General features: G+C 72.9%; 21 protein-coding genes and 1 tRNA gene. 9 read left to right on the top strand and 13 right to left on the bottom strand.

Annotation, left to right across the window (positions count from 1 at the left end; translation table 11 throughout):
• Positions 1–321: 321 nt before the first annotated feature.
• From J2X26_RS01525 to J2X26_RS01540, 4 genes are all read right to left on the bottom strand, one after another.
• Entirely contained in the window at positions 322–1458 is a 1137-nt protein-coding gene (locus J2X26_RS01525; RefSeq protein WP_307489213.1) for a ubiquitin-like domain-containing protein, read from the bottom strand.
• Positions 1459–1672: 214 nt separating this feature from the next.
• Positions 1673–2566: a TatD family hydrolase gene (locus tag J2X26_RS01530; RefSeq protein WP_307489215.1), complete on the bottom strand. Its 894-nt coding sequence runs from the start codon at positions 2564–2566 to the stop codon at positions 1673–1675.
• The gene (gene metG, locus J2X26_RS01535) at positions 2566–4359 is read right to left on the bottom strand and encodes a methionine--tRNA ligase (RefSeq protein ID WP_307489216.1); all 1794 of its coding nucleotides are present in this window, start codon (positions 4357–4359) and stop codon (positions 2566–2568) included. The genes J2X26_RS01530 and metG overlap by 1 nt, the downstream gene beginning before the upstream one ends.
• 32 nt (positions 4360–4391) lie before the next feature.
• Positions 4392–5567 carry a PQQ-dependent sugar dehydrogenase gene (locus J2X26_RS01540; RefSeq protein WP_307489218.1) on the bottom strand — a complete coding sequence of 392 codons (1176 nt, stop codon included), beginning with the start codon at positions 5565–5567 and terminating at the stop codon, positions 4392–4394.
• Positions 5568–5652: 85 nt separating this feature from the next.
• Here J2X26_RS01540 and J2X26_RS01545 point away from each other — a divergent pair, with 85 nt between their 5' ends.
• From J2X26_RS01545 to J2X26_RS01560, 4 genes are all read left to right on the top strand, one after another.
• Positions 5653–6852: a cytochrome ubiquinol oxidase subunit I gene (locus J2X26_RS01545; RefSeq protein ID WP_307489219.1), complete on the top strand. Its 1200-nt coding sequence runs from the start codon at positions 5653–5655 to the stop codon at positions 6850–6852.
• Between the two features lie 54 nt (positions 6853–6906).
• Complete coding sequence (locus tag J2X26_RS01550) at positions 6907–7773, top strand: cytochrome d ubiquinol oxidase subunit II (RefSeq protein ID WP_307489221.1); 867 nt, start codon at positions 6907–6909, stop codon at positions 7771–7773.
• Between the two features lie 99 nt (positions 7774–7872).
• Positions 7873–8265: a 2'-5' RNA ligase family protein gene (locus J2X26_RS01555; protein ID WP_307489222.1), complete on the top strand. Its 393-nt coding sequence runs from the start codon at positions 7873–7875 to the stop codon at positions 8263–8265.
• Complete coding sequence (locus tag J2X26_RS01560) at positions 8220–8462, top strand: hypothetical protein (protein ID WP_307489224.1); 243 nt, start codon at positions 8220–8222, stop codon at positions 8460–8462. Before J2X26_RS01555 ends, J2X26_RS01560 begins: the two co-directional genes overlap by 46 nt.
• Positions 8463–8582: 120 nt before the next feature.
• Here the strand turns inward: J2X26_RS01560 and rsmI are convergent, their stop codons facing one another.
• Positions 8583–9458 carry a 16S rRNA (cytidine(1402)-2'-O)-methyltransferase gene (gene rsmI / locus J2X26_RS01565; protein ID WP_439897818.1) on the bottom strand — a complete coding sequence of 292 codons (876 nt, stop codon included), beginning with the start codon at positions 9456–9458 and terminating at the stop codon, positions 8583–8585.
• 56 nt (positions 9459–9514) lie between these two features.
• On the opposite strand from rsmI, the gene J2X26_RS01570 reads away from it, so the two are divergent.
• Positions 9515–11743, top strand: a complete 2229-nt coding sequence (locus J2X26_RS01570) for a phospholipid carrier-dependent glycosyltransferase (protein WP_307489228.1) — start codon at positions 9515–9517, stop codon at positions 11741–11743.
• Between the two features lie 22 nt (positions 11744–11765).
• Here J2X26_RS01570 and J2X26_RS01575 read toward each other — a convergent pair whose 3' ends face one another.
• Positions 11766–13232: a family 20 glycosylhydrolase gene (locus J2X26_RS01575; RefSeq protein WP_307489230.1), complete on the bottom strand. Its 1467-nt coding sequence runs from the start codon at positions 13230–13232 to the stop codon at positions 11766–11768.
• A 45-nt stretch (positions 13233–13277) separates the two neighbouring features.
• On the bottom strand, positions 13278–14279 hold the full coding sequence (locus J2X26_RS01580; protein ID WP_307489232.1) for a bile acid:sodium symporter family protein: 1002 nt from the start codon (positions 14277–14279) through the stop codon (positions 13278–13280).
• A gap of 102 nt (positions 14280–14381) precedes the next feature.
• Here J2X26_RS01580 and J2X26_RS01585 point away from each other — a divergent pair, with 102 nt between their 5' ends.
• From J2X26_RS01585 to J2X26_RS01595, 3 genes are all read left to right on the top strand, one after another.
• Positions 14382–14657 (top strand): GlsB/YeaQ/YmgE family stress response membrane protein, encoded by a 276-nt coding sequence (locus tag J2X26_RS01585; protein ID WP_055917383.1) that lies wholly within the window; start codon positions 14382–14384, stop codon positions 14655–14657.
• 92 nt (positions 14658–14749) lie between these two features.
• Positions 14750–15109: an ArsR/SmtB family transcription factor gene (locus J2X26_RS01590; protein WP_307489235.1), complete on the top strand. Its 360-nt coding sequence runs from the start codon at positions 14750–14752 to the stop codon at positions 15107–15109.
• A complete protein-coding gene (locus J2X26_RS01595) occupies positions 15106–15612 on the top strand; it encodes an SRPBCC family protein (protein ID WP_307489237.1) in 507 nt (168 codons plus the stop codon). Before J2X26_RS01590 ends, J2X26_RS01595 begins: the two co-directional genes overlap by 4 nt.
• Positions 15613–15668: 56 nt before the next feature.
• On the opposite strand, the gene J2X26_RS01600 is transcribed toward J2X26_RS01595, so the two are convergent.
• From J2X26_RS01600 to galU, 5 genes are all read right to left on the bottom strand, one after another.
• A tRNA-Ala gene (locus J2X26_RS01600) sits at positions 15669–15741 on the bottom strand.
• Between the two features lie 54 nt (positions 15742–15795).
• Positions 15796–16905 carry a hypothetical protein gene (locus J2X26_RS01605; protein WP_307489238.1) on the bottom strand — a complete coding sequence of 370 codons (1110 nt, stop codon included), beginning with the start codon at positions 16903–16905 and terminating at the stop codon, positions 15796–15798.
• A gap of 83 nt (positions 16906–16988) precedes the next feature.
• On the bottom strand, positions 16989–17588 hold the full coding sequence (locus J2X26_RS01610) for a GNAT family N-acetyltransferase (RefSeq protein ID WP_307489240.1): 600 nt from the start codon (positions 17586–17588) through the stop codon (positions 16989–16991).
• Positions 17588–18823 (bottom strand): molybdopterin molybdotransferase MoeA, encoded by a 1236-nt coding sequence (locus J2X26_RS01615; RefSeq protein ID WP_307489242.1) that lies wholly within the window; start codon positions 18821–18823, stop codon positions 17588–17590. The genes J2X26_RS01610 and J2X26_RS01615 overlap by 1 nt, the downstream gene beginning before the upstream one ends.
• A 26-nt stretch (positions 18824–18849) precedes the next feature.
• On the bottom strand, positions 18850–19752 hold the full coding sequence (gene galU, locus J2X26_RS01620; RefSeq protein WP_307489244.1) for a UTP--glucose-1-phosphate uridylyltransferase GalU: 903 nt from the start codon (positions 19750–19752) through the stop codon (positions 18850–18852).
• Positions 19753–19871: 119 nt separating this feature from the next.
• On the opposite strand from galU, the gene J2X26_RS01625 reads away from it, so the two are divergent.
• Entirely contained in the window at positions 19872–20510 is a 639-nt protein-coding gene (locus tag J2X26_RS01625; protein ID WP_307489246.1) for a 5-formyltetrahydrofolate cyclo-ligase, read from the top strand.
• Here the strand turns inward: J2X26_RS01625 and J2X26_RS01630 are convergent.
• Positions 20500–23112, bottom strand: a complete 2613-nt coding sequence (locus J2X26_RS01630; protein WP_439897803.1) for a penicillin acylase family protein — start codon at positions 23110–23112, stop codon at positions 20500–20502. The two genes, J2X26_RS01625 and J2X26_RS01630, sit on opposite strands and share 11 nt — an antisense overlap.
• Positions 23113–23149: the final 37 nt, after the last annotated feature.

Below are 23149 nucleotides of genomic sequence, written 5' to 3' on the forward strand. Positions count from 1 at the left end.
TCACCCGACGCTGTGCCTCCGGTTCGAGGCTCTGTGGACACCCTGGGGTGTCTCCCGTCGGTCCCGGATCCCCGATCCGGCCGTCACGGCGGCCCGCGTGGAGCGGGCGCCGACCACCCTGCGGAACGGCTGCCGGCACAGATGGGCCGATGTCCAGATCGCGGGGCGGGACGACCGTAACCGAATCGTGATCGCGTTGCCAAGCGCGCCTACCGTCAGATGCGGTAGTGGTGTGCCTCGAATCGGCCGACGTTCGGGCGTTCCCCCACGTCAGGTCGCGTGAGCGGCATCACAGCACCAATCCGCCCATCAGGGGGTGAATCAGTACCAGCCCTTGGCCTGGCTGTGCGCGTAGGCGCCGCACGGGTCGCCGTAACGACCGCCGATGTAGTTCAGGCCCCACGTGATCTGGGTGGCCGCGTTGGTCCGCCAGTCGTCGGCCACGGTCGCCATCTTGCTGCCCGGGAGAGCCTGCGGGATGCCGTACGCACCCGAGGACTTGTTCTCCGCGGTGACGCGCCAGCCGCTCTCCTTGTTCCACAGCGCCAGCAGGCAGGCGAACTGGTCGTCGCCCCACCCGCGCGCGGCCGCCATCTCCTTGCCGAGCGCCTGGGCGGTGCCCGGCTCGACGGCGACGACGGACGGGTCCGGCAGCTCGGCCGTGCCCACCCGGGTGACCTGGGCGACCGGCGCGACGGTGACCACCGACGCGACCGCCGTGCGCCCGACGACCACACCGCCCACGATGTCGAGCTGGTACGTGGTGGTGCGGACACCCGCCTTGCCCTTGGTGGCGATCACGGTGTTGCCCTTGATCATCCCCGGGTCCTCGACCTCGGTGGACTCGAACGGCATCGCCTCGGTCACCGTCTCGCCCGACGTGCTGGCCCGGGTCACCAGGACCACGAGCCCGTCGACGGCGGTGGAGTCGAGGGGCACCGAGACCTGGTCGCCCTCCTCGAGGACCAGCCCGATGTCCCGCAGGCCGTCGCGCACCGTCGCGGCGCTGCTCAGCCCGTCGATGACCTGACCGTCGACCACGAGGTGGATCGTCTTGAGCGTGGAGACGCGCAGCGTGTCCCGGCCGAGGGCGGCGGAGCGGGACGCCGACAGGCGCACCTCGTCGTCACGCAGCCCGAGACCGTCGACGGCCTCACCGACCGTCAGGGCCGTCGTCCACACCGACCGCTCGGAGCCGTCCACCTCGACGGACAGCTCACGACCGTGCCGCACGACGATCTGACCCGACCGCCCGATCGGCTGGTCCAGGGCGGGGGCGACCAGGTCGCGCTCACCGACCTCGATGTCGGCGCTCAGCAGCATGTCCTCGACCGTGCGGCCGAAGGCCTCGACCTCCACGGCCGTGCCGTCGACGTCGACCGTGACCGTCTTGTGCAGGACCGCGAACGCGCTCGTCGCCGCTGCCACGACCGCCAGGACGGCGGCCTGGGCCACCACGCGAGCGGCTCGTCGACCACGGAAGGGGCGACTGCGCGTCGCTCGCTCCTGGTCCGGCCTCACGCGGTGGATCCTCTCGGCAGGGCTCACAAAGATGCGTCCGAGCTGGACGCAGGTCCGACCGTAACCGATCCGTGACCCGGGCGGTAACCCGAGGTCCGCCCTGCGGGACCGACATCACCCGACCGTCCGGCGACAGACCGGGCCATACCGGTCACCACGTCCCGTAGACCGCCTCGGACGTGGCCGCGAGCGCGGTGCAGACGTCCGCCAGCGGGCGTCCCGTGACCTCGGCGACCGTGCGGACCGTGCCCGGCAGCAGGTAGGGGGCGTTGGGGCGGCCGCGGAACGGGTGCACCGTCAGGTAGGGCGCGTCCGTCTCGACGAGCAGGAGGCTGGGCGGGACCTCGCGCAGCGCGTCCCGCAGGGCGTCGTTGGCGCCGAACGAGACGGGGCCGGCGAACGACAGGTACCAGCCGTGGGAGACCGCGAGGCGCGCCAGCTCGGCGTCGCCGGAGAAGCAGTGGAACACCGTGCGGTCGGGGGCGCCGTCGGCGAGCAGCACCTCGACCACCTCGTCGTGGGCGTCGCGGTCGTGGATCTGGAGCGCGAGGCCCAGCTCCTTGGCCAGCGCGATGTGCGTGCGGAACGCCTCGCGCTGGACCTCGCGGCCGCGGGGGCCGGCGCGGAAGTGGTCCAGGCCGGTCTCGCCGATCGCGCGGATGCGGGGGTTGGCGCGGGCGGTCCGCTCGACCAGGCCGATCGCGTCCGCCAGCGACGTCTCGTAGGGCGCCTCCGGATCCAGGCCGTCCGGGGCCGGCTCGACGATCCCCGCGTGGCGGACCGCCTCGTTCGGGTGGATGGCGACCGCGCCGAGCAGCTGCTCGTGGGTGCGCACCGCCTCGTCGGTCCAGGCGATCGCGTCGAGGTCGCACCCCACCTGCACCATCCGCGGCACGCCCACGGAAACCGCTCGCTCGAGATGAGCGGCGAGAGACGGGGACTCATCCCACGTCACCACCGTGTCCAGGTGCGTGTGGTTGTCGACCACCGCGACCGGCAGCGGCTCCGGCGGCTCGGGCCAGCCCGTCGCCCTCTTCCGGGCCATCACGCCTGGCGCAGCCGCTCGAGCTCCTCCTCGACGATCGAGTCGTCGAGCTTGGTGAACACGGGCACCGGCTTCGCGACGGGCGTCCCCGGCACGATCGGGCTCGACCTCCACGGCGCGACCGTCCGGCCGAGCTCGTAGTCGCCGGTGATCACCGGGTAGTGGCGCGAGTCGTCGTCGAGGTCGGTGACCTCGTCGATCCGCGGCAGCGGCGAGAACGTGCCGGTGCGACCGAACGTCTCGTGCACCTTCTGCGCGGAGTGCGGCAGGAACGGCGCCAGCAGGGTGTTGGCGTCGGACACCGCCTGCGCGGCCGTGTGCAGCACCGTGCCCAGCCGGTCGCGGTCCCCCGTCAGCTTCCACGGCTCGGTCTCGGAGATGTACCGGTTGGCCTCCTGGACGACGCGCATGGCCTCGCTGACCGCGGCCCGGTTGCGGTGCGTGCCGAGCAGCCCGCCGACCTTGTCGAAGCCCGCCGACGTCGTCGCGAGCAGACCCTGGTCCACCGGCTGCAGCTCACCGGGCGCCGGGATCTCGCCGAAGTTCTTGTGGATGAGGCTCGCCGTGCGGTTGACCAGGTTGCCCCAGCCGGCCACCAGCTCGGAGTTGGTGCGCGTCTTGAAGTCCGCCCACGTGAAGTCCGAGTCCTGGTTCTCCGGTCCGGCGACCGACAGGAAGTAGCGCAGCGCGTCCGGCTGGTAGCGGGACAACAGGTCGCGCACGTAGATGACGACGCCGCGCGACGAGCTGAACTGCTTGCCCTCCATGGTGAGGAACTCGCTGGAGACCACCTCGGTGGGCAGGTTGAGGGTCCCGAAGGCCCCCGGCGAGCCGCCCTTCGTCCCGCGGCCGTCGTAGGCCAGCAGCTCGGCCGGCCAGATCTGCGAGTGGAACGTGATGTTGTCCTTGCCCATGAAGTAGTAGCTCAGGGCGTCGGGGTCGTTCCAGAACGGGCGCCACGCGTCCGGGTCGCCCTTGCGGCGCGCCCACTCGATCGACGCCGACAGGTACCCGATGACCGCGTCGAACCACACGTAGAGGCGCTTGTTCGGGTTGTCCTCCCAGCCCTCCAACGGCACCGGGATGCCCCAGTCGATGTCCCGCGTCATCGCACGGGGGCGCAGGTCGTCGATGAGGTTGAGCGAGAAGTTCAGAACGTTCGGGCGCCAGTCCGTCCGGGTCTTCAGCCACGCCTCCAGCGCGCTCGCGAACGCCGGCAGGTCCAGGAAGAAGTGGTTCGACTCGACGAACTTCGGCGTCTCGCCGTTGATCCGGCTGTGCGGGTTGATCAGGTCGATGGCGTCCAGCTGGTTGCCGCAGTTGTCGCACTGGTCGCCGCGCGCACCGTCGTACCCGCAGATGGGGCAGGTGCCCTCCACGTACCGGTCGGGCAGGGTGCGGCCCGTGCTCGGCGAGATGGCCCCCATGGTCGACTGCTCGATCATGTAGCCGTTCTTGTGCACCGTGCGGAACATCTCCTGCACGACCGCGTAGTGGTTGCGCGTCGTCGTCCGCGTGAAGAGGTCGTAGGAGAGACCGAGGTTGGTCAGGTCCTCGACGATCACGCGGTTGTACCGGTCCGCCAGCTCCTGCGGGCTCACACCCTCCTGCTCGGCGAGCACCAGGATGGGCGTCCCGTGCTCGTCGGTGCCGGAGACCATGAGCACCTCGTTGCCCGCCATCCGCATGTAGCGGCTGAAGATGTCCGACGGGACACCGAAGCCGGCGACGTGACCGATGTGGCGGGGGCCGTTCGCGTAGGGCCACGCGACGGCCGAGAGGATGCGAGGCATGCGCCCGATCCTAGGTGAGCGCTCGCGGCCGCTCAGTCGACGACCACCCGCAGGATGCGGTCGTCACCGTCGCGGGGGTCGCCGCGGCCGTCGGTGTTCCCCGTGACCACCCACAGCGATCCGTCGGGTGCCGGCTCGACCGCGCGCAGCCGTCCGTGCTCGCCCTCCAGCAGCGCCTGCGGGGTCCCGACGCCGTCCTCGGTCAGCGGGACCCGCCACAGCCGTTCGCCGCGCAGCCCCGCCAGGTAGACGGCCTCCTCGGTGACGGCCAGGCCGCTCGGGGACGCCTCGGTGGTCGGCCACACCGCCACGGGCTCGACGAAGTCGGCCCCGCCGCCCTCTCCCTCGACCTCGGGCCAGCCGTAGTTGCCGCCCGGCTCGATGAGGTTGAGCTCGTCCCACGTGTTCTGGCCGAACTCCGAGGCGAACATGCGACCGTCAGGCGCCCAGCCGAGCCCTTGCACGTTGCGGTGCCCGAGGCTCCACACCGGCGACCCCTCGTCGGGGTTGCCGGGCGCGGGGTCGCCGTCGGCCGTGATGCGCAGGATCTTGCCGTTGAGGCTGTCCGGGTCCTGCGCCGACGGCGGGTTGCCCGCGTCGCCCGTGGTCACGTAGAGGAAGTCGTCGGGGCCGACGGCGAGCCGGCCGCCGTCGTGGTTGCCGGCCTTCTCGATGCCGGTGAGGATCGGCCGCAGCTCGCCCAGGACCGAGCCGTCGAGCGTCCCGCGCAGGACCCGGTTGTCGTCCGTCGCGGTCGCGTACAGCGCCAGGTCCACGGCCGACCCGTCGGAACCCAGCACCGCCACCCCGAGCAGGCCCCCCTCGCCGCCGGGCACGACGAGGTCCACGAGCTCGTCGGCACCCGGCCCGGTCACGTCCGTCGCCGCACCGTCGGGCCCGACCAGCACCAGCTCCGCCGCCCCCCGGAGCGTGACGACGGCCTGACCGTCGGGCAGGAACGCGAGCCCCCACGGGATGTCCAGGTCACCCAGGATGTCGTCGACCTCGGTCACCTCCACCGTCGCGGGAGCAGCTTCCGCTGTCGAGGTCGGCGTCGTCGGGCTGTCGTCCGGGCTGTCGTTCGGGCTGCACCCCGCGAGCGCGACGAGGGCGACGACGAGCCCGCACCAGGTCACCGGTCGCGTGCTCCAGCCGATCACGAGCCGTTCGGCCCCGCACTCCGGGACCACCCTGACCGGGGCGCCCACGCACCTCAGGGACCACCCGGAACCGCCCCCGGTCTTCCCCTGGGAGCGGGGTCCACAGCCGTTCCCCGCGCCTAGCGTCACCCTCGTGAGCGCCGTCGACGCCGCCCGCACGCAGTTCGCGCTGCTCGCGGGCTTCCACTTCCTGTTCGTCCTCGTGACCCTGGGCCTCGGACCCGTGGTCGCGATCTTCCAGACCCGGTGGGCGGTCACCCGGCGCGAGGTGCACGAGCGCGCGACCCGGTTCTGGGGCCAGCTGTACCTGGTCAACTACGCGCTCGGCATCGTCGCCGGGATCCTGCTGGAGCTCCAGTTCGGTCTGCACTTCCCGGGGCTGCTCGACGTGGCCGGCGAGGTGTTCGGCGCACCTCTGGCCGTCGAGACGATGGTCGCGTTCTTCCTCGAGTCGACGCTGCTCGGGCTGTGGGTGTTCGGTTGGCACCAGCTGAACCGGTGGGTGCACACGGTCGTGTTCTGGCTCGTCGTGCTGACCGGGTACGCGTCGGCGTTCGCCGTGATGGTCGCCAACGGGTTCCTGCGCCACCCCGTCGGCTACGAGCTTCACGACGGCGTCGCGCAGATCACCGATGCCGCCGCGCTGGTGCTCAACCCCGCCGCCGTCCTGTCGCTGGGGCACGTCATCGGCGCCTGCCTGCTGGCGGGGGCGTTCGTCGTCGTCGGGGTCAGCGCGTGGCACCTGCGCCGGGAGACGGGGTTCGACGAGCTGTTCCAGCGCTCGCTGCGCACCGGGGTCGTCGTCGGGGCGGTCGGTGCACTGCTGGCCGTCGGGTTCGGGTTCTCGCAGTTCTCGTACGTCACGCAGGGGGCCGGGTCGGGGCAGTCCCCCGTGGTCGGCGTCGCGCTCGGGTTCATGATCCTGGGCGGCTTCGCGCTGTTCCTCGGCGCGTTCCCGATGCTCGGGCTCATGGTCGGCGGGGCACTGTTCCGACTCCCGTTCCGACGCGCCCTCTACGGCTTCCTCACCGCGGTGCTGCCCGTGCCGTTCGTGCTCGCGATCTTCGGCTGGCTGACCCGCGAGATCGGCCGCCAGCCGTGGGTCGTCGTCGGCGTCCTGCGGACCTCAGACGCCACCTCCGCGCACAGCGCGACCACCGTGCTCGTCTCGCTCGTGGTGCTCGTGGGGCTCATCGCCACCCTGGCCGTCGTCGACTGGGTCCTGCTCGGTCGCCTCGCCCGCCTCGGACCGGCCTCCCCCACGCTCGGCGCTCCACCGCTGCACGCCCGCGAAGCCGACGAGCCCCTGACCTTCGCGGAGGTGTCCCGATGATCTGGACCGTGCTGCTGGTCGGCGCGTTCGCGGGCTGGGCCGGTGCTCGACGGCATGAACCAGGGCCTCGGCGCCACGCTGCGCCAGGTCGGCCGAACCCCCGGCGAGCGCAGGACCGTCCTCACCGCCCTCGGTCCCTTCCTGCTGGCCGGCGAGGTGTGGCTGGTCGCCGCGGCGGGGGTCCTGCTCGCCGGGTTCCCCGACCTCGAGCGCGACCTCTGGTTCGTCGCGTATCCGCTGGTCATCGCGCTGCTGGTCACGTGGGTGCTCCGCGACGCCGGGGTCTGGCTGCGCAGCCGGCGTCCGGGCGTGCGCTGGCGGTCCGGCTGGGAACGCGTGGTCGTCGTCGCGTCCGTCGGGCTGCCGCTGTCGGCCGGTGCCCTGCTCGGGACCGCGCTCGTGTGGCTCCCGCCGCAGCCGTCGCTGACCGCGCGGGTGGTCGTACCGGTCCTGACCGCCCTGTCCGCCGTCGCCGTCACGCGCGTCCTCGGCACCACCTTCCTGGCCACCCGGACCTCGGGCGTCCTGCGCGAGCGGGCCACCCGCCTGGCCGGGCGGGCGCTGCCCTGGTCGGCGGGGCTGCTCGCAGCGTCGGCGATCACCTACGTCGTCCTCGTCCCCGCCGACGGCCCCCTCACCGCCGTCCTGCCGCCGCTCGTCGTGCTCGCCGGGTCCGGCTCCGCCCTCGTGGCGCGTCCCGCACTCGCGACCGGTCGGCTGCACCGCGCGCTCGCCGCAGTGGTCGTCGGTGGCGTGCTGCCGGTGGTCGCCGCCGCCATCGCCCTCGCTCCCGCGGCCTCGCCCGCGCCGACCCTCGAGCTCGTGCTGCTCGCCTGCGTCCCGGTGCTGCTCGCAGCACAGGGGTGGGTCTGGTGGACGTTCCGGCACCCGGTCGGCCCCCGCGACGCGGTCTTCTACTGACCGGCCGACGGCGCCTCCGAGCAAGCCATGAGTGACGCGACAGGTCGCCGACGCGGCGCTCAGGGCTTGGTCGACCCGCCGACCTCCTACGCTCGGCAGGTGTCCTCGCTCGACGACCCGACCCCGACAGCCCCACCCCGCTGGACCGCGGTGCTCGTGCCCGTGCCCGAGGCGGAGCCGGTGGTCGCCCGCCATCGCGCGACCCTGGACGCCGCCACCGGCTGGGGCATCCCCGCGCACGTCACCGTGCTGTTCCCGTTCGCGCCCCCGGACCGGCTCGACGCAGAGCTGCTCGGTGCGCTGGCGGCGACTGTCGCGGATGTCCCCGCGTTCGGGTGCGTGTTCCGGCGGACGGGATGGTTCGGCGACGACATCCTGTGGCTGGACCCCGAGCCCGCCGACGCGTTCCGCGCACTGACGTCGGCCGTGGCGCGGGCGTTCCCGCAGTGGCCCCCTACCGCGGCGAGTTCAGCGACGTCGTCCCGCACCTGACGGTCGGGGACCGCCGCCTCGCCGACCTCGACACCCTGCGCGCCGCCGAGGCGGACGTCACGCCCGCGCTCCCGGTGGCCACGACCGTCCGCGAGGCCCTCCTCGTCGCCGGCTCGGACGCCCCGTCCTCGTGGCGCACGGTCGCCCGCCTCCCGCTCGGCGCCGAACCCGACCTGGGTACCGCGACGACCCTCTGAACGGAATCCATGTCGGGTTCGATCGCGGCTCGGGTGGTCATGGCGCGTCCGAGCGTGAACCGGCGATCAGGCACGTGAACCGCCGGCCACGCGTGAGCGATCGCCGGTTCGGGGCCTCAGTCAGCGGGGCTTGGCCGCCAGGGCCGCCGCGTACAGGTCCCGCTTCGGGACGCCTGCCGCTGCTGCCACCTCGGCGACCGCGTCCTTCAGGCGGTCGCCCGTGTCCGTGCGGGAGAGCACCTCGGCGACCAGGTCCGCGGTCGACAGCTCCACCGCCTTCACCGCCCCGCCGACCACCACGACGATCTCCCCGCGTACCTGGTCCGCGGACGCCCACGTCACCAGGTCGGCGAGCGGTCCCCGGACGATCTCCTCGTACGTCTTGGTCAGCTCCCGGCACACGGCCGCGGGCCGGTCGCCGCCGAATGCGACCGCCATCGCCGCCAAGGTGTCGTCCAGCCGGTGCGGTGCCTCGAAGAACACCATCGTGCGGCGCTCGTCGGCCAGCAGCTCGAACGCCCGCGCGCGCTCGCCCGGCTTGCGCGGCGGGAAGCCCTCGAAGCAGAACCGGTCCGTCGGCAGGCCGGACAGCGCGAGCGCGGTCAGCACGGCGCTCGGTCCCGGTGCCGCCGTGACCGGCAGACCGGCCGCGACCGCGGCCCCCACCACCCGGAAGCCCGGGTCGGACACGGCGGGCATCCCGGCGTCCGTCACGACGACCACCGTGCCCCCGCCCGCCACGACCGCGAGCACCTCCGCCGAGCGTTCGACCTCGTTGTGCTCGTGAAAGCTGAGCACCCGGCCGCCGATCTCGACCCCCAGCCGCGCCGCGAGCGCCCGCAGCCGGCGGGTGTCCTCGGCGGCGACGACGTCCGCCTCCGCGAGCAGCCGACGCAGGTGCGCCGACGCGTCCTCGGTGTTGCCGATCGGCGTGGCAGCCAGCACGAGACGGCCTGCGGAGTGCGCGGTGGGGCTGACAGTGGTCACACCTGTCAGCCTGCCACCTCTCGGACCCCCTCCCGCAGCACAGTCGCCGCCCCTACGATGACCGCGTGCCGCCCACCGGAGACGACGACGCCTCGACCCTGACCGAACGTCAGGAGGGCCTCGACCCCTCCCCGGATCCCGACGAGGACCTGACGACCGGGGACCCGACGGTGAACGGCACCCCTGAGCCGGCCGACGCGACGAGCCCGACCGACGCAGTCGACGGCACCCGCCTGGCTGACGAGACCGGCGCGGTCCCCGAGGACCAGGTCGTCGACGAGACCGAGCCGGTCGCCGATCCCGAGCCGGTCCACGGCACCGAGGTGGCCGACGAGACCGAGGTTGCCGACGAGATCGAGGTGGCCGACGAGACCGAGGTGGCCGACGAGACCGAGGGTATCGACGACGCTCAGGCCCGCGACGAGACCCAGGCCGTCGACGACCCGGAGGCGGTCGACAACGCCCGGTCCGTCGACAGCACCCCGGTCGCCGACGAGAGCCCGGTCGCCGACGAGGCCCCGGTTGTCGACGAGACGAGCCCCGCCGACGAGACGATCGCCGTCGCCGTGACCAGCGCTGCCGCGGCTTCGAACTCCGTCGGCACGACCCGCGCTGTCCACGGCTCCGACGCACTCGATTCAAACCCCGCCCCGGGGACCGTGCTCGTCCTCGAGGACGAGCCGCGGGAGCTCGAGGGTCCGGAGGAGTCCACCAAGGGTCGCCTGCTGCGGCGGCTGCTCGGCGACGAGACCCTTCGGCTCGGCACGACCTCGCGCGACCGGCTGACGGGCTGGCTGTGGCCGCTCGCGGTCACGCTGCTGGCGGCGGTGCTGCGGTTCTGGGAGCTGGGCCGCCCGCACAAGCTGGTGTTCGACGAGACGTACTACGTCAAGGACGCGTACTCGCTGCTGGTCAACGGCTTCGAGGCGACGTGGGGCGACGACCCCAATCCGGCGTTCGAGGCGGGCGACACCAGCAGCCTGACCGACGTCGGCTCGTACGTGGTGCACCCCCAGGTGGGCAAGTGGCTGATCGCCCTGGGGATCCACTTCGGCGGTGGCGTGGGCAGCTCGGCCGCGTGGCGGATGGCCGCGGCGGTCTGTGGCGTCCTGGCGGTGCTGATGGTCGCGCGCATCGGGCGGCGGCTGTTCGCGTCCACGGCGCTGGGCACGCTGGCGGGCCTGCTGTTCGCGATCGACGGCGAGGCGATCGTCATGTCGCGGATCAGCCTGCTCGACCCGTTCCTCATGTTCTTCGTCCTCGCCGCGTTCGGCGCCCTCCTGCTCGACCGCGACCAGGCCCGACGGCGGCTGGCCGAGCGGACCGCGCAACGCATCGACGCGGGCGAGGACCTGCGCGACGGGCCACGGCTGGGCGTGCGCTGGTGGCGGCTCGCGGCCGCGGTGCTGCTGGGCCTGGCCCTGGGCACCAAGTGGTCGGGCATGTACTTCCTCGCGGTGTTCGGGCTGCTCAGCGTGGCGTGGGACATCACGGCACGCCGGAGCGTCGGGGTGCGGCACTGGTGGCGCGCGGGGATCCTCAAGGACGGCGTCGTCGCGGGGATCTCGATGGTCGGCATCGCGCTCGTCGTCTACGTCGGCTCGTGGTGGTCCTGGTTCACGCACCGGGAGTCCTACGGGCGCCTCTGGGCGGAGCAGAACCCGGACCAGGGCGTCCTGTGGCTGCCCCCGGCGCTGCGCTCGTTCTGGAAGTACCACCAGGACATGTGGGGCTTCCACAACGGACTGGAGACGCCGCACTCGTACTCCGCCCACCCGCTCGGCTGGATCGTGCAGTGGCGGCCGACGTCGTTCTTCTACCCCACCGAGGTGTCCGGCCTGACCGGTCAGGCGGCCCAGGACGCGTGCGGTGCGTCCAGCTGCTCGCAGGCCATCGTCGCGCTCGGCAACCCCGTCCTGTGGTGGTGCGCGGCGGCGGCGATCATCGTCGCGGTCGTCTGGCTGTTCCGGTACCGCGACTGGCGTGCGGGCGCCGTGCTGTCCGGCATCGTCGCCGGCTGGTTGCCCTGGTTCGCCTACGAGCACCGCACGATCTTCACGTTCTACTCGATCGTCTTCGCCCCCTGGGTCGTGCTCACGCTGGTCTACGTCATCGGCCTGGTGATCGGACCGAAGGACCTGGACCCGCGCGAGAGACGCTGGGCAATCATCGGCTGCGGTGTGCTGGTCGCCCTGATCGTGGGCGTCAGCGCGTTCTTCTACCCGATCTGGTCCGCGTGGATCGTGCCGTACGACTTCTGGCACTCACACATGTGGCTGCAGACCTGGGTCTGACGGGTGTGACGGGCGTGACCGCTCAGCGCGTCCAGTCCACCTGCGGGCTCGCGTACCAGGACAGCCCGAGGCGGTCCCAGAACGGGGCCTGCCGGCCGACCCGCGTCCGGAAGTCGTCCCAGTCGCGTCGCTCGGGCGCGGACCAGGCGACCTCGGCGATCGCGGCGAGCCGCGGCAGCAGCATCTGCGTGAGCGCCGGCAGGTCGCGCAGCGTCTCGGTCCAGACGGCCGCCTCGACCCCGATCACGGACTCGGCCGGGACACCCTCGATCAGGGTCGACGGCTCCCAGTCGTAGGCGTCGCGCAGCTCGATGTGACCGGCCCACTCGAGGCCGAGGTCGGTGCTCGCGTCGTACTTCATGTCGAGGTACGCCTTGGACCCCGGAGACATGAGCAGCAGCGCACCGGCCTGGGCCGCGGCGACGAACGGCGCCGGGTCCACGCGCGTGTCCCAGTACTGCACGACGGTGCCCGGCTCCAGCGGGGTGTGGGCGATCTCCTGCCAGCCGACCACCTTCTTGCCCGCCGCACGGACGGCGGCGGACGCGGCGGCGACCAGCGTGGCGTACTCGTCGGCCTCCATCGTCAGCACCTCGTCGCCGCCGATGTGCACGTACTCGCCGGGGGTCATCGCGGCGACGTCGGAGAACACGTCCGTGAGGAACGCGCCCGTCGCGGGCAGGTCCGCGTGCAGCCGGCTGAAGCCGACCTCGATCCCGGTGTAGGTCTCGGTGGGCTCCCCGGTCGGGTTCAGCTCGCCGTACGCGTGGGTCGCGGCGTTGACGTGACCGGGGACGTCGACCTCCGGCACGACGCGGACGCCGCGCACCGCCCCGTACGCGACGAGGTCCGCGTAGTCCTCGGCCGTGTAGAAGCCGCCGGGGTCCCCGTCGACCGACGTGCTGCTGGACAGCCGGGTCAGCAGCGGTCGCGACCGCACGTGCAGGCGCCACCCCTGGTCGTCCGTCAGGTGCAGGTGCAGGACGTTGAGCTTGTAGTGCGCCATGAGGCCGATGACGACCTTGAGGTCGCGCACGGGCAGGAAGTGCCGGGCAACGTCGACCGACAGACCACGCCACTGATACCGCGGCGCGTCCTCGATGCGGACGGCAGGCACCCGCAGGACCCCGCCCGGTGCGGCCACGAGCAGCTGGCGCAGCGTGACGATCGCCCGGACGAGCCCGGCGGGCGTGCGGGCCTCGAGGTCGATGCGGCCCTTGCGTGAGGTCAGCCGGTACGCCTCGTCGCCGGCAGGCAGCGACTCGACGAGCCGGAGCCGCACGATGTCGTCGGCGCCGTTCTCGGCGTACCGCACCTCGACGGCCCGGCCACCGACCCGGCCGAGCAGATCCGCAGCGAGCACCGCGATACCGATCAGGTCCGGCCGACCGTCGACCACGACGGTCGTCGCCTCGGTCAGCTCGAACGACGCGTCGCCGGTCGTCTCGACGACGGCAGGCTGCGGGATGACGGCGATGACATCGGGCACAAGGAGTCCTCGGGGGGCTGCGGGTCGAATCGTTCCGGGCAGACGCTACTCGACCTGGGCCGCGAGCCGCCTGGCAATGACCGCACAGGTCGCCAGCTGCAGCTGGTGAAAGACGATCACGGGCAGCGCCACGCTCGCCGCGAGCGCCGGTGCGAACAGGACGGCCGCCATCGGCAGGCCGGTCGCCAGGCTCTTCGTCGACCCGCACATGAGCAGCGCGACACGGTCCCCCCGCTCGAGCCCCAGCCGGCCGCCGCCGTTCCAGGCGAGCAGGAGCACCGCGGCGAGCATCGCTGCGCACACCACGACCAGGCTCACGAGCGCGACCCAGGTGACGTGCGACCACGCCCCCGACACCGTCGCCTGGCTCACCGACGTGTACGCGACGAGCACGATCACGCTCCGGTCGGTCACGCGGGTGAGGTGCGGCCGCGCACGCAGCCAGGGCCCCAGCCAGCGCTGCACCAGCAGCCCCGCGGCGAACGGCAGGAGGAGCTGCAGCAGGATCCCGGCGAGGTTCCCGCCGGCCTGCCCCGAGGTGCGGACCATCAGCACCCCGACGAGCAGCGGCGTCAGCACGATGCCGACGACGTTGGAGATCGTCGCCCCGGTGATCGCCCCGGCGACGTTCCCGCGCGCAACGGAGGTGAACACCACCGACGCCTGCACGGTCGACGGGAGCAGCGACAGGTACAGCAGCCCGGTCTTGAGCTCCGGCGAGACGACGGCGTCCGGCAGGAGCTGGACCAGCAGGCCGAGCACGGGGAACGCCACGTAGGTGGCCGCGAGCATCGATCCCTGCAGCCGCCAGCTGCGCAGGCCAGCCGACACCTCGCCCGTCGCCATGCGCGCGCCGTAGAGGAAGAACAGGAGCACGATCGCGGCCGTGCGGGCGACGTCCAGGACGTCGGCGACCATCCCGCGCGCCGGCAGCAGGAGCCCCAGCAGGAGCGCCGACAGGATCATCACGACCAGGGGGTCGACCCAGTGGAGAGCCTGTCTCCAGAGGCTGGGCCTGGCGTCGTCGTCGGGCACAGCGGAGGGCACGGCGACATTGTGTCACCGCGCTCAGCGCGCGGATCCGTCGGATCCCCCCTAGATTCATCCGTCGTACCCGGACGAACCCCTCGAAGTCAAGGAGTTCCACACATGACACCCGAAGGCATCATCTCCGCCATCATCATCGGCGCCGTGATCGGCATCCTCGGCCGTCTGCTCGTGCGCGGCCGTCAGCGCATCTCCCTTCTCGTGACCATCCTCATCGGCATCGTCGCGGCCCTGATCGGCACCTACCTGGCCAGCCTCGTCGGTGTCCAGGACACCGCCGGCGTCGACTGGATCGAGCTGCTGTTCCAGGTCGTGCTCGCGGCGATCGGTGTGGCCGCCGTCTCCGGCAGCCGCGGCCGTCGCCGCAGCATCCTCTGACGCTCCACGCACCAGCACGACGAGGGCGGCCTCCCGGACGGGGGGCCGCCCTCGTCTTGACAGATTGGTAACCCATTGGTTACCAATGAGCCATGGACCCGTTCCCCGCCCTCGCCGACCCGGTGCGACGAGACCTGCTGCGCACCCTCGCGCAGAGCCCGGCGCGCGTGGTCGACCTCGCTGCCGGGTACCCGATCAGCCGCCCGGCCGTCAGCAAGCACCTGCGGGTGCTCGTCGACGCCGGGCTGGTCAGCGCCGAGACCCAGGGGCGGGAGCGGCGGTACACGCTGGTGCCCGGCGGCCTCGACCCGGTCCGCGGCCTGATCGACGACCTGAACCGGCGACCCCGGTTCGACGAGTCGGTGCTCGACGGCCTCGACCTCGAGGTCCGCCGCACCGTCCGCGACCACCGAGAAGCCACCACGTCCGACCCCGTCGAGGAGACAGCATGACCCCCCAGCCCACCGGCCGCCGAGAGACCCGCGACGGTCACGACAGCGTCGTCATCGACCGCACGTTCCGGGCCCCGATCGCGTCTGTGTGGGCGGCGGTCACCGAGTCCGACCGGCTCGCACGCTGGGTCGGCACCTGGACCGGCGACCCGACCACGGGCTCGGTCCTGTTCCGCATGAACGCCGAGGGCGACGACATCGAACCCGAGACCTTCACGATCCACGAGTGCGTCCCACCTCGCCGGATCGCTCTGACCTCGCAGGTCGCGGGCGCGCCGAACGCCTTCCACTTCCTCCTCGAGCTGACCGAGGTCGCCGGCACCACGACGCTCACGTTCAGCCAGTCCGTGCCGGACCAGGACATGGCGACCGGCGTCGGCCCCGGCTGGGAGTACTACCTGGACCGTCTCGTGGCCGCGGAGACCGGTGCCGACGTCGCGGGAGTCGACTTCGGCGACTACTACCCGGCGCAGTCGGACTACTACCGCGCACTGTTCGCCTGAGGCCTCGAGAACGACGAAGGCGGCCTCCCGGATGGGGGGCCGCCTTCGTGTGCGGGTGGAGCTGAGGGGATTCGAACCCCTGACCTTCTCATTGCGAACGAGACGCGCTACCAACTGCGCCACAGCCCCGCGAGCGGGCTAAAGACTAACACCAGGCCCCGGTGGATCGCGAAATCCGGCGGGTCACTCCCCGGCGACGCGGCGCTTCGCCAGGACCGCGTTCAGGTCGATGCTGCCGGTCGTCTCGACGGGTGCCTCGAGCGGCGCGCGCTCGGCGTCGGCGGGGGCGTCGACCTCGGCGGTGCGGGCGGCCGTCGACCCCTCGAGGTTCTCCAGCGGGGCCGGCTCGCGGCGCGGGGCGGAGGCCTTCATCGTGTAGGTCGGACGCGGCACGGGGACGGGCGACCAGGCCTCGTCCTCCTCGCTCGGCGCCTCGGTGGTGCGCTCGCCGACCGAACGGCGGACGACGGGCACCTGCCCGGTCGAGGCGTGCCGGGCGGGGCCGTCGGACTCGCCCTTGTCCTCGACGATGCGCGCGAACACCTCGGTGCTGGCGTCGGACGGGTGCACGGCCCGGCCCGTGACGAAGGCCATCGGCGCCTCCGCGGGAGCGGCGACCGGAGCTGCCGGTACTGCCGGGGCTGCCGGGGCTGCCTTCGCGGCCGTCGCCACGGCACGCATCGCGCCCGTGCGCGGACCGGAGGCGACCCTGCGCTCGTCGGCGATCTTCTGCTCCCAGGCCTCGTCGGCCTCCCGGCCCGCGAGGACGGCACGCCGACCCAGCACGAGGACGGAGCCGAGCAGGACGGTGGGGACGACGCCGGCGACCCAGGTGACCAGCGGGCTGATTCCGACCGCGGCCCAGCCGACGACGGTCGCGACGAGGAGGAACCCGGCCAGGAGCGCGCGACGGCGCGCAGCGGCCCCGCGACGGGCCACGGAGGCCGCTCGGGCTGCCCGTGCCTGCGCGGCGCGGCGGGCCGCGTCGGCGGTGATCCTGTCCTGTGTGCCGTGCGGTCGGTCCACGGTGGTGCCTCCTGTCGCGCTCCCGGTGGCCACCGGGAGCCCCTTGCCCGGGGTCAGCAGCCCCGCGGTACTGATCACTGTCGGCCCGGAGACGGCCTCCTGGCGGTTGCGCCGGTCGCTCACCGCGACCACGCGCAGCGCCTCGGAGAACCGGTCGTCCGCCCGGGACTCGAGCAGCTGCTGCCGATGTCGCAGCTTGTGCGGCACCAGGTACGCCACCCACAGGCCGACCAGCGCGAGCGCGACCGGTCCTGCGAGATCGTTCACGTCACGACGGTAGGCGTCGCGGACGCACCCGCCGGGGACCGCCGCGGCGTGTCGGCCTGTGCGTCACCCGACAAGCCCGTGCGTCACCCGACAGTGCGGGACCGCCAGCGCTGCAGAAGCCCGTCGGGGACGTCCTCGACCGTCAGGGCGAACGTGCGGTGGTCGCACCAGCGGTCCTGGATGTGCAGGTACTTCTCCCGGACGCCCTCGTCGCGGAACCCGAGCTTCTCCACGACGCGCAGCGACGGACCGTTCTCGGGGCGGATGTTGATCTCGACGCGGTGCAGCTCGAGCGTCTGGAAGCAGTGGTCGGTCGCCAGCGCCACGGCGGTCGGGGTGATGCCCAGCCCGGCGACGTGCTCGGAGACCCAGTAGCCGATGGCCGCGGACCGCAGCGAGCCGTAGATGATCGAGGAGACCGTCAGCTGCCCGACGAGCCGGTCGGCGTGGTCGATCGCGAACGGCAGCGTGACCCCGGCCCGGGCCTGCGCGGACAGGGTCCGCACGAAGGTGCCGAACGACGGCCGCGGACCCGAGACCGGCACGGGGCTCGTCGCGTCCCACGGCTCCAGCCACGCGGCGTTCTGCGCGCGCAGCGCCATCCACGTGTCCTGGTCACGCCGCCGCAGCGGACGCAGGCGCACGTCACCCTCGACGAGGACGGCAGGCCAGCCGGACGCCATCAGCCCTCCAGGACCAGGCAGTGGATCACCTGTCCGGGGTGCACGGTCAGGTCCTGCTCCCCGACGACCGCGAGCGCGTTGGCCTGCGCGAGCGCGTTGACCGTCGGCGCCGACGGGTCACCGATCGGCGTCACGCGGTACCCCTCGTCGGGGGACCCGAGCACGGTCGCGGGCACGAACTGTCGCAGGCCCGGCGGTGAGACCCACCCCTCGACGGCCTCGGCGGCGACCGACGGGCGGAACACCTCGGCGTGCCCGGCCATGGCACGCAGCGCGGGCCGGACGAACACCTCGAACGAGACCTGGGCGGCGACGGGGTGGCCCTGGAGCGCGAAGATCGGGACGGACTTGTCGCTGGCCAGGTCGTCGGCCACCGTGCCGAACCCGTGCCGCTGCCCGGGCGTCATCGCTACCTGGTCCAGCCGCACGCTGCCCATCGTCGCCAGCACGTCCTTGACCGTGTCGTTGGTCAGCTCCGACAGCCCGCCGGTGATGACGAGCAGGTCGGCGCGGACCAGCTGGTCCTCGATGGCCTCCCGCAGGACCGCGCGGTCGTCACCGAGGATGCCGACCCGGACCGCCGCGGCGCCGGCGTCCCGGACCGCGGCCTCGAGCGCGTGCCCGTCGGTCTCGAACACCCCGTGGCCGGACCGGTCCGCGTGCGTGCCGGGCTCGACCAGCTCGTCGCCGACCGAGAGCAGCACCACGCGCGGGGTCGGGTGGACGCGCAGCCGCCCGCGACCCATCGCGGCGACCAGCGCGAGCTGCCGGGCGCCGAGGCGGGTCCCCGCCTCGAGCACCACGTCGCCCGCGCGGACGTCGGACGCCGCGGGGCGCACGTGCTGGCCGGGCACCGCGGGGCGCTGCATGGCGACCCGCGCGGTCCCCCGGTCGGTCTCCTCCAGGGGCACGACGGCGTCGGCCCCGAGCGGCAGCGCCGCGCCGGACGCGATCCGCACGGCCGTGCCGGGCACCAGGCGCAGCGGCCCGGTGCCCGGCCGGATGTCGTGCGCGACCGGCAGCGACTGCGCGCTCGCGTACCCGGCGCCTGCGGTCTCGTGCGCGGCGACGGCGTACCCGTCGCGCGCGGCGACCGCGAACGTCGGCAGGTCGTGGGTGGCCGTGACGTCGGCGGCGAGGATGCAGCCGACGGCGTCACGCAGGACGACGTCGAGCGGTGCGACCGGTCCGACGGCGGCCAGCACGGCCGCGAGGTGATCCTGGACCGATCTCATGCGGGCATTCTGCCCCGCCCGGCAGGTCAGTCGGACAAGGTCTGAGAGAACTCGCCCAACCAGGCCCGGAAGTCGGGGCCGAGATCGGGGCGGTCCACCGCGATCTGGACGACGGCCTTGAGGTAGTCGAGCCGGTCCCCGGTGTCGTAGCGACGTCCGCGGAACACCACCCCGTACACGCCGCCGCCCTCGGACGCCGGGAGGCCGGCGAGGGTCGCGAGCGCATCGGTCAGCTGGATCTCGCCGCCACGGCCGGGTGCCGTGTTCTCCAGCACCTCGAACACCGCGGGGTGCAGCACGTAGCGGCCGATGATGGCGAGGTTGCTGGGCGCCTCGTCCGCCGGGGGCTTCTCGACGAGCGCGGTGATCCTCACCTGGTCGGGATCTGCCGCACCGTCGAACGGTTCGACCGCTGCGCAGCCGTACATCGAGATCTGTGCGGGCGGGACCTCCAGCAGCGCGATGACCGAGCCGCCGGTCCGCTCCTGGAGGGCGAGCATGGTGCTCAGCAGCTCGTCGCGCTCGTCGATCAGGTCGTCCCCGAGCAGGACCGCGAACGGCTCCTGCCCGACGTGGTGCTTGGCCTGGAGCACGGCGTGGCCCAGACCCTTCGGCTGACCCTGGCGGACGAAGTGGACGTGACCGAGCTCGGTGGACTCGCGGACCTTGGCCAACCGCTCCAGGTCGCCCTTCGCCTCCAGGGCGGCCTCGAGCTCCGGGACGGCGTCGAAGTGGTCGGCGAGCGTGCGCTTCGAGCGGCCGGTGATGAGCAGGACGTCGTCGAGGCCGGCCTTCACGGCCTCCTCCACGACGTACTGGATGGCCGGCTTGTCGACGACCGGGAGCATCTCCTTGGGCGTCGACTTCGTGGCGGGGAGGAACCTGGTGCCCAGGCCCGCGGCGGGAATGACTGCCTTGTGGATCGTCATGTCGGGACACTAGCCGCGCACGTCCGACCGCGCAGTGGCCTGCGTCACGCCGTCGAATTGTTCACACCTCATACCCGGGACGGTCGTTCCGGAGTCACCAGGTTTGCGACACTGGTCCCATGAGCAGCGTCGCCCAGCCGTATCCGCGCGTGTCCGAGGGGGACGAGGTCGAGGACGTCAAGGAACGTCTCCGGATGGCCATCCGGGACGCCCGCAAGATCAGGTCCGTCCGGCTCCGTGACGCCGCCGCGCACGCCCTGGCGGACGTCGTGCTCACCATCCCGGCCGTCGCCGACGCCACCTGCGTCTCCGTCTACGCGTCGCGCGTCACGGAACCCGGCACGGGTCCGCTGCTCGAGGCCCTCGCCGCCCGCGGCGTCCGCCTGCTCCTGCCCGTGCTGGGCAGCGGTCTGCAGCGCGAGTGGGCGGAGTACGACGGCCCCGACGACCTGCGCGAACGCGCCCCTGGCCGCCCGCCGGAGCCCGGCGGGCCCACGCTCGGTGCGGCGGCGCTCGCGGACGCCGACGTCGTGATCGCCCCGGCGCTGGCCGTCGACACCACGGGCGCACGGCTCGGCCAGGGCGGCGGCTGGTACGACCGGGCGCTCGAGCACCTCCGTCCCGGCGCTCCCGTGGTCGCGCTGGTGTTCCCCGAGGAGCTCTACGACGCGCAGACGCGCCCGCTGCCCCGCGAGCGCCACGACCGCCTGGTCGACGCCGTCGCGACGCCGCTGGAGTGGCACCTCATCACGGCGTGAAGGTCAACCGGTCCCGGGCGTCCGCCTCCGTCGCGGCCTGCGTGAACGGCCACGGGAACGTCTCGCCCCGCGACCACGGGCCCAGCTGGTCCGAGTAGTGCACGCTCGCCGGGTGGCCGGACGCACCCGTGAGCGTCACCCACGTCGACGCGTCGAGGTCGCCCAGGTCGACGACCATGCGCATCGACGGCGCCGCGGTCACGGCGAACGACCCCGAGCTGGCGTCCCAGGCGGTCGCGTCCACGATCGAGGACCCGCCCCCCACCGCGACGGGGTCGGGGTTGACCAGGTTCCGGATCAGGCCCGGCAGCGACGTCCCGCCGAGCACGGGGTGCTCGGGTGCGGCCGGGTGCAGCTGTCCCCAGCGCCAGTCCGTCGCCTCGCGGCCCAGCGCGGCGGTCAGCTCGCGGCGTGCCGCGACCATCGCGCGGGTCAGCACCTGGTCGCGCCCCTCGACCACGCCGGGGGTCGACTTGTCGTCCCACCACGGTGAGGCCGGCTCGTCGATCAGCCGACGGACCACCTCGAGCCAGCGCGAGCCGCCCGAGGGGCCGTAGTCGTCGGGGAGGTCGTCGGCGAACGCGGCCGCGAGGATGTCCGCCCAGACGGCCGCGAAGTACGCCGCAGCCGCCGAGTCCTCCGACTGCACGCGGTCCCAGGTGCGCAGCAGCTCCTGGCCGTCGTCGTAGAACGAGTCCTCGACGTCCAGCGGCAGGTCCTGCCCGTCGTCGAAGAACGTGTCCTCGATGTCGAGCGAGAGCAGCACGGGTACCAGCACGTCCGCGTACGGGCTGTGCTGGTCCATCTGGATGCGGCCCATGTCCGCGACGCTGACCTTGCCGTCCGTCGTCGCGTCCGTGAGGAGCTCCCGGATCCGCTGCGCGCGGTAGCCGTAGTCCCAGTCCTCGGTCAGGAACGGGCCCACACCGGCCGGGGTGACGGCCTGGTTGGCGGTGACGATGAACCCCTCGACGGGATCCAGCGCGCGCGGCATGGCGGCCGGGTCGACGAACCCCTGCCACTCGTACCGGCTGTCCCACCCCGGCCGCGGCCAGGTGCCGTCCGACGGGACCGGCCCGCCGGGGATGTCGGCGCGGACGGGGATGCGGCCGGGCGCCTGGTAGCCGATGTGGCCGTCCGTCGTCGCGAAGACGATGTTCTGCGACGGCACGTCGAACAGCGCGGCGGCCGCCTGGATGTCCGCGGCGTCCTTGGCGACGTTCATCGCGAGCACCGCGTCCATGGTCCGGCCCGGCTGCAGGGCGGTCCAGCCGAGGGCGACCGCGAACCGGCGGGCCGGCGCGTCCTCGGGGACGGGAGCGGAGCCGACACCCATGAGGTCCAGGACGTCGGACACCAGCGGACCGTGCACCGACTCGCGGACCGTCAGACGGATGTCGTCGCCGCCGTTCACGTGGATGACCTCGATGCGCTCGGTGATCGGCGCCTGGGCGCCGTCGAGCCGCGTGGTGTTCTCGTCGACGCGCTCGAGGAAGAAGTCGGTCACGTCGGCCCCGAGGTTGGTCAGACCCCACGCGAGCTCCGCGTTGTGGCCGATGACCACGCCGGGCATGCCCGCGAACGCGAAGCCGCTGACGTCGTACGGGCACTGCGCGGAGACGTCGTCGCACCGCAGCCCGATCTGCTCCCAGATGCCCGGCGCCGAGATGCCGAGGTGCGGGTCGTTGGCGAGCAGCGGCGAGCCCGACTCGGTGAGGTCGCCGGAGACCACCCACGAGTTCGAGCCCACCCCCTCACCGTCGCCCATCAGGTGCGGCACCGCGTCCAGCGCAGCCGCCGCCGACGCCATCGCGTCCTGCAGGTCGGCGCTGTCGAGGTCGAGCGGGGTCGTCGCCGCGGACGTCTGCTGCACGGCGCTCACGGGCAGGTCCGCGGCGGTGAGGATGGGCAGGTTGAGGTCCTGCGGGTAGGCGGGGAACAGCTCGTCGACGCGCGCGACGTCACCGATCGACGAGAACGAGGCGGCGCGCTCCAGCTCCGCGTCGTAGTTGCCGCGCAGGTCCCAGGCCATCGCCTTGAGCCACGCGAGCGAGTCGACGGGGTCCCACTCCGCCGGCGTGCTCACGTTCAGCTGCACCCCGAGGACCGAGTACTCGACGGCGATCGCGCCCGGGTCCCGGCCGTCCAGGTACGCGTTGACGCCGTCCGCGTAGGCCTGGAGCGCGTCGCGGGTGCTCTGCTCCAGCAGGCCCCACTCCTGCTCGGCCACCCGACGCCACCCGAAGGTCCGGATCACCTTGTCCGCGGCGAGCGCGTCCTTGTTCTCGCCGACCAGCTCCGACAGCCGCCCCGAGGTCACGTGGCGGCGGTAGTCCATCTCGAAGAACCGGTCCTGCGCGGCCACGTAGCCCTGCGCTCGGAACAGGTCCTGGGACGTCGTCGCGGTGATCGTCGGGACTCCGCGCTCGTCGCGCGTGACCGTCACGTCGGCGTCGAGCCCGGGCAGCTCCTGCTCGCCGGCGACCTCCGGCAGCGGCCGTCGCACGACGATGACCGCCGTGACCATCACCGCGACGAGGGCGACGACGACCACCGCGGCGACGGTGATCAGGGAGAGACGGACGAGGCGACGACGAGACACGCTTCGGAGGGTACTTTGCCGTCCCGCCTCCGGCCGC

The organism is Cellulomonas humilata (genome assembly GCF_030814415.1).
Taxonomy (GTDB): domain Bacteria; phylum Actinomycetota; class Actinomycetes; order Actinomycetales; family Cellulomonadaceae; genus Cellulomonas; species Cellulomonas humilata_A.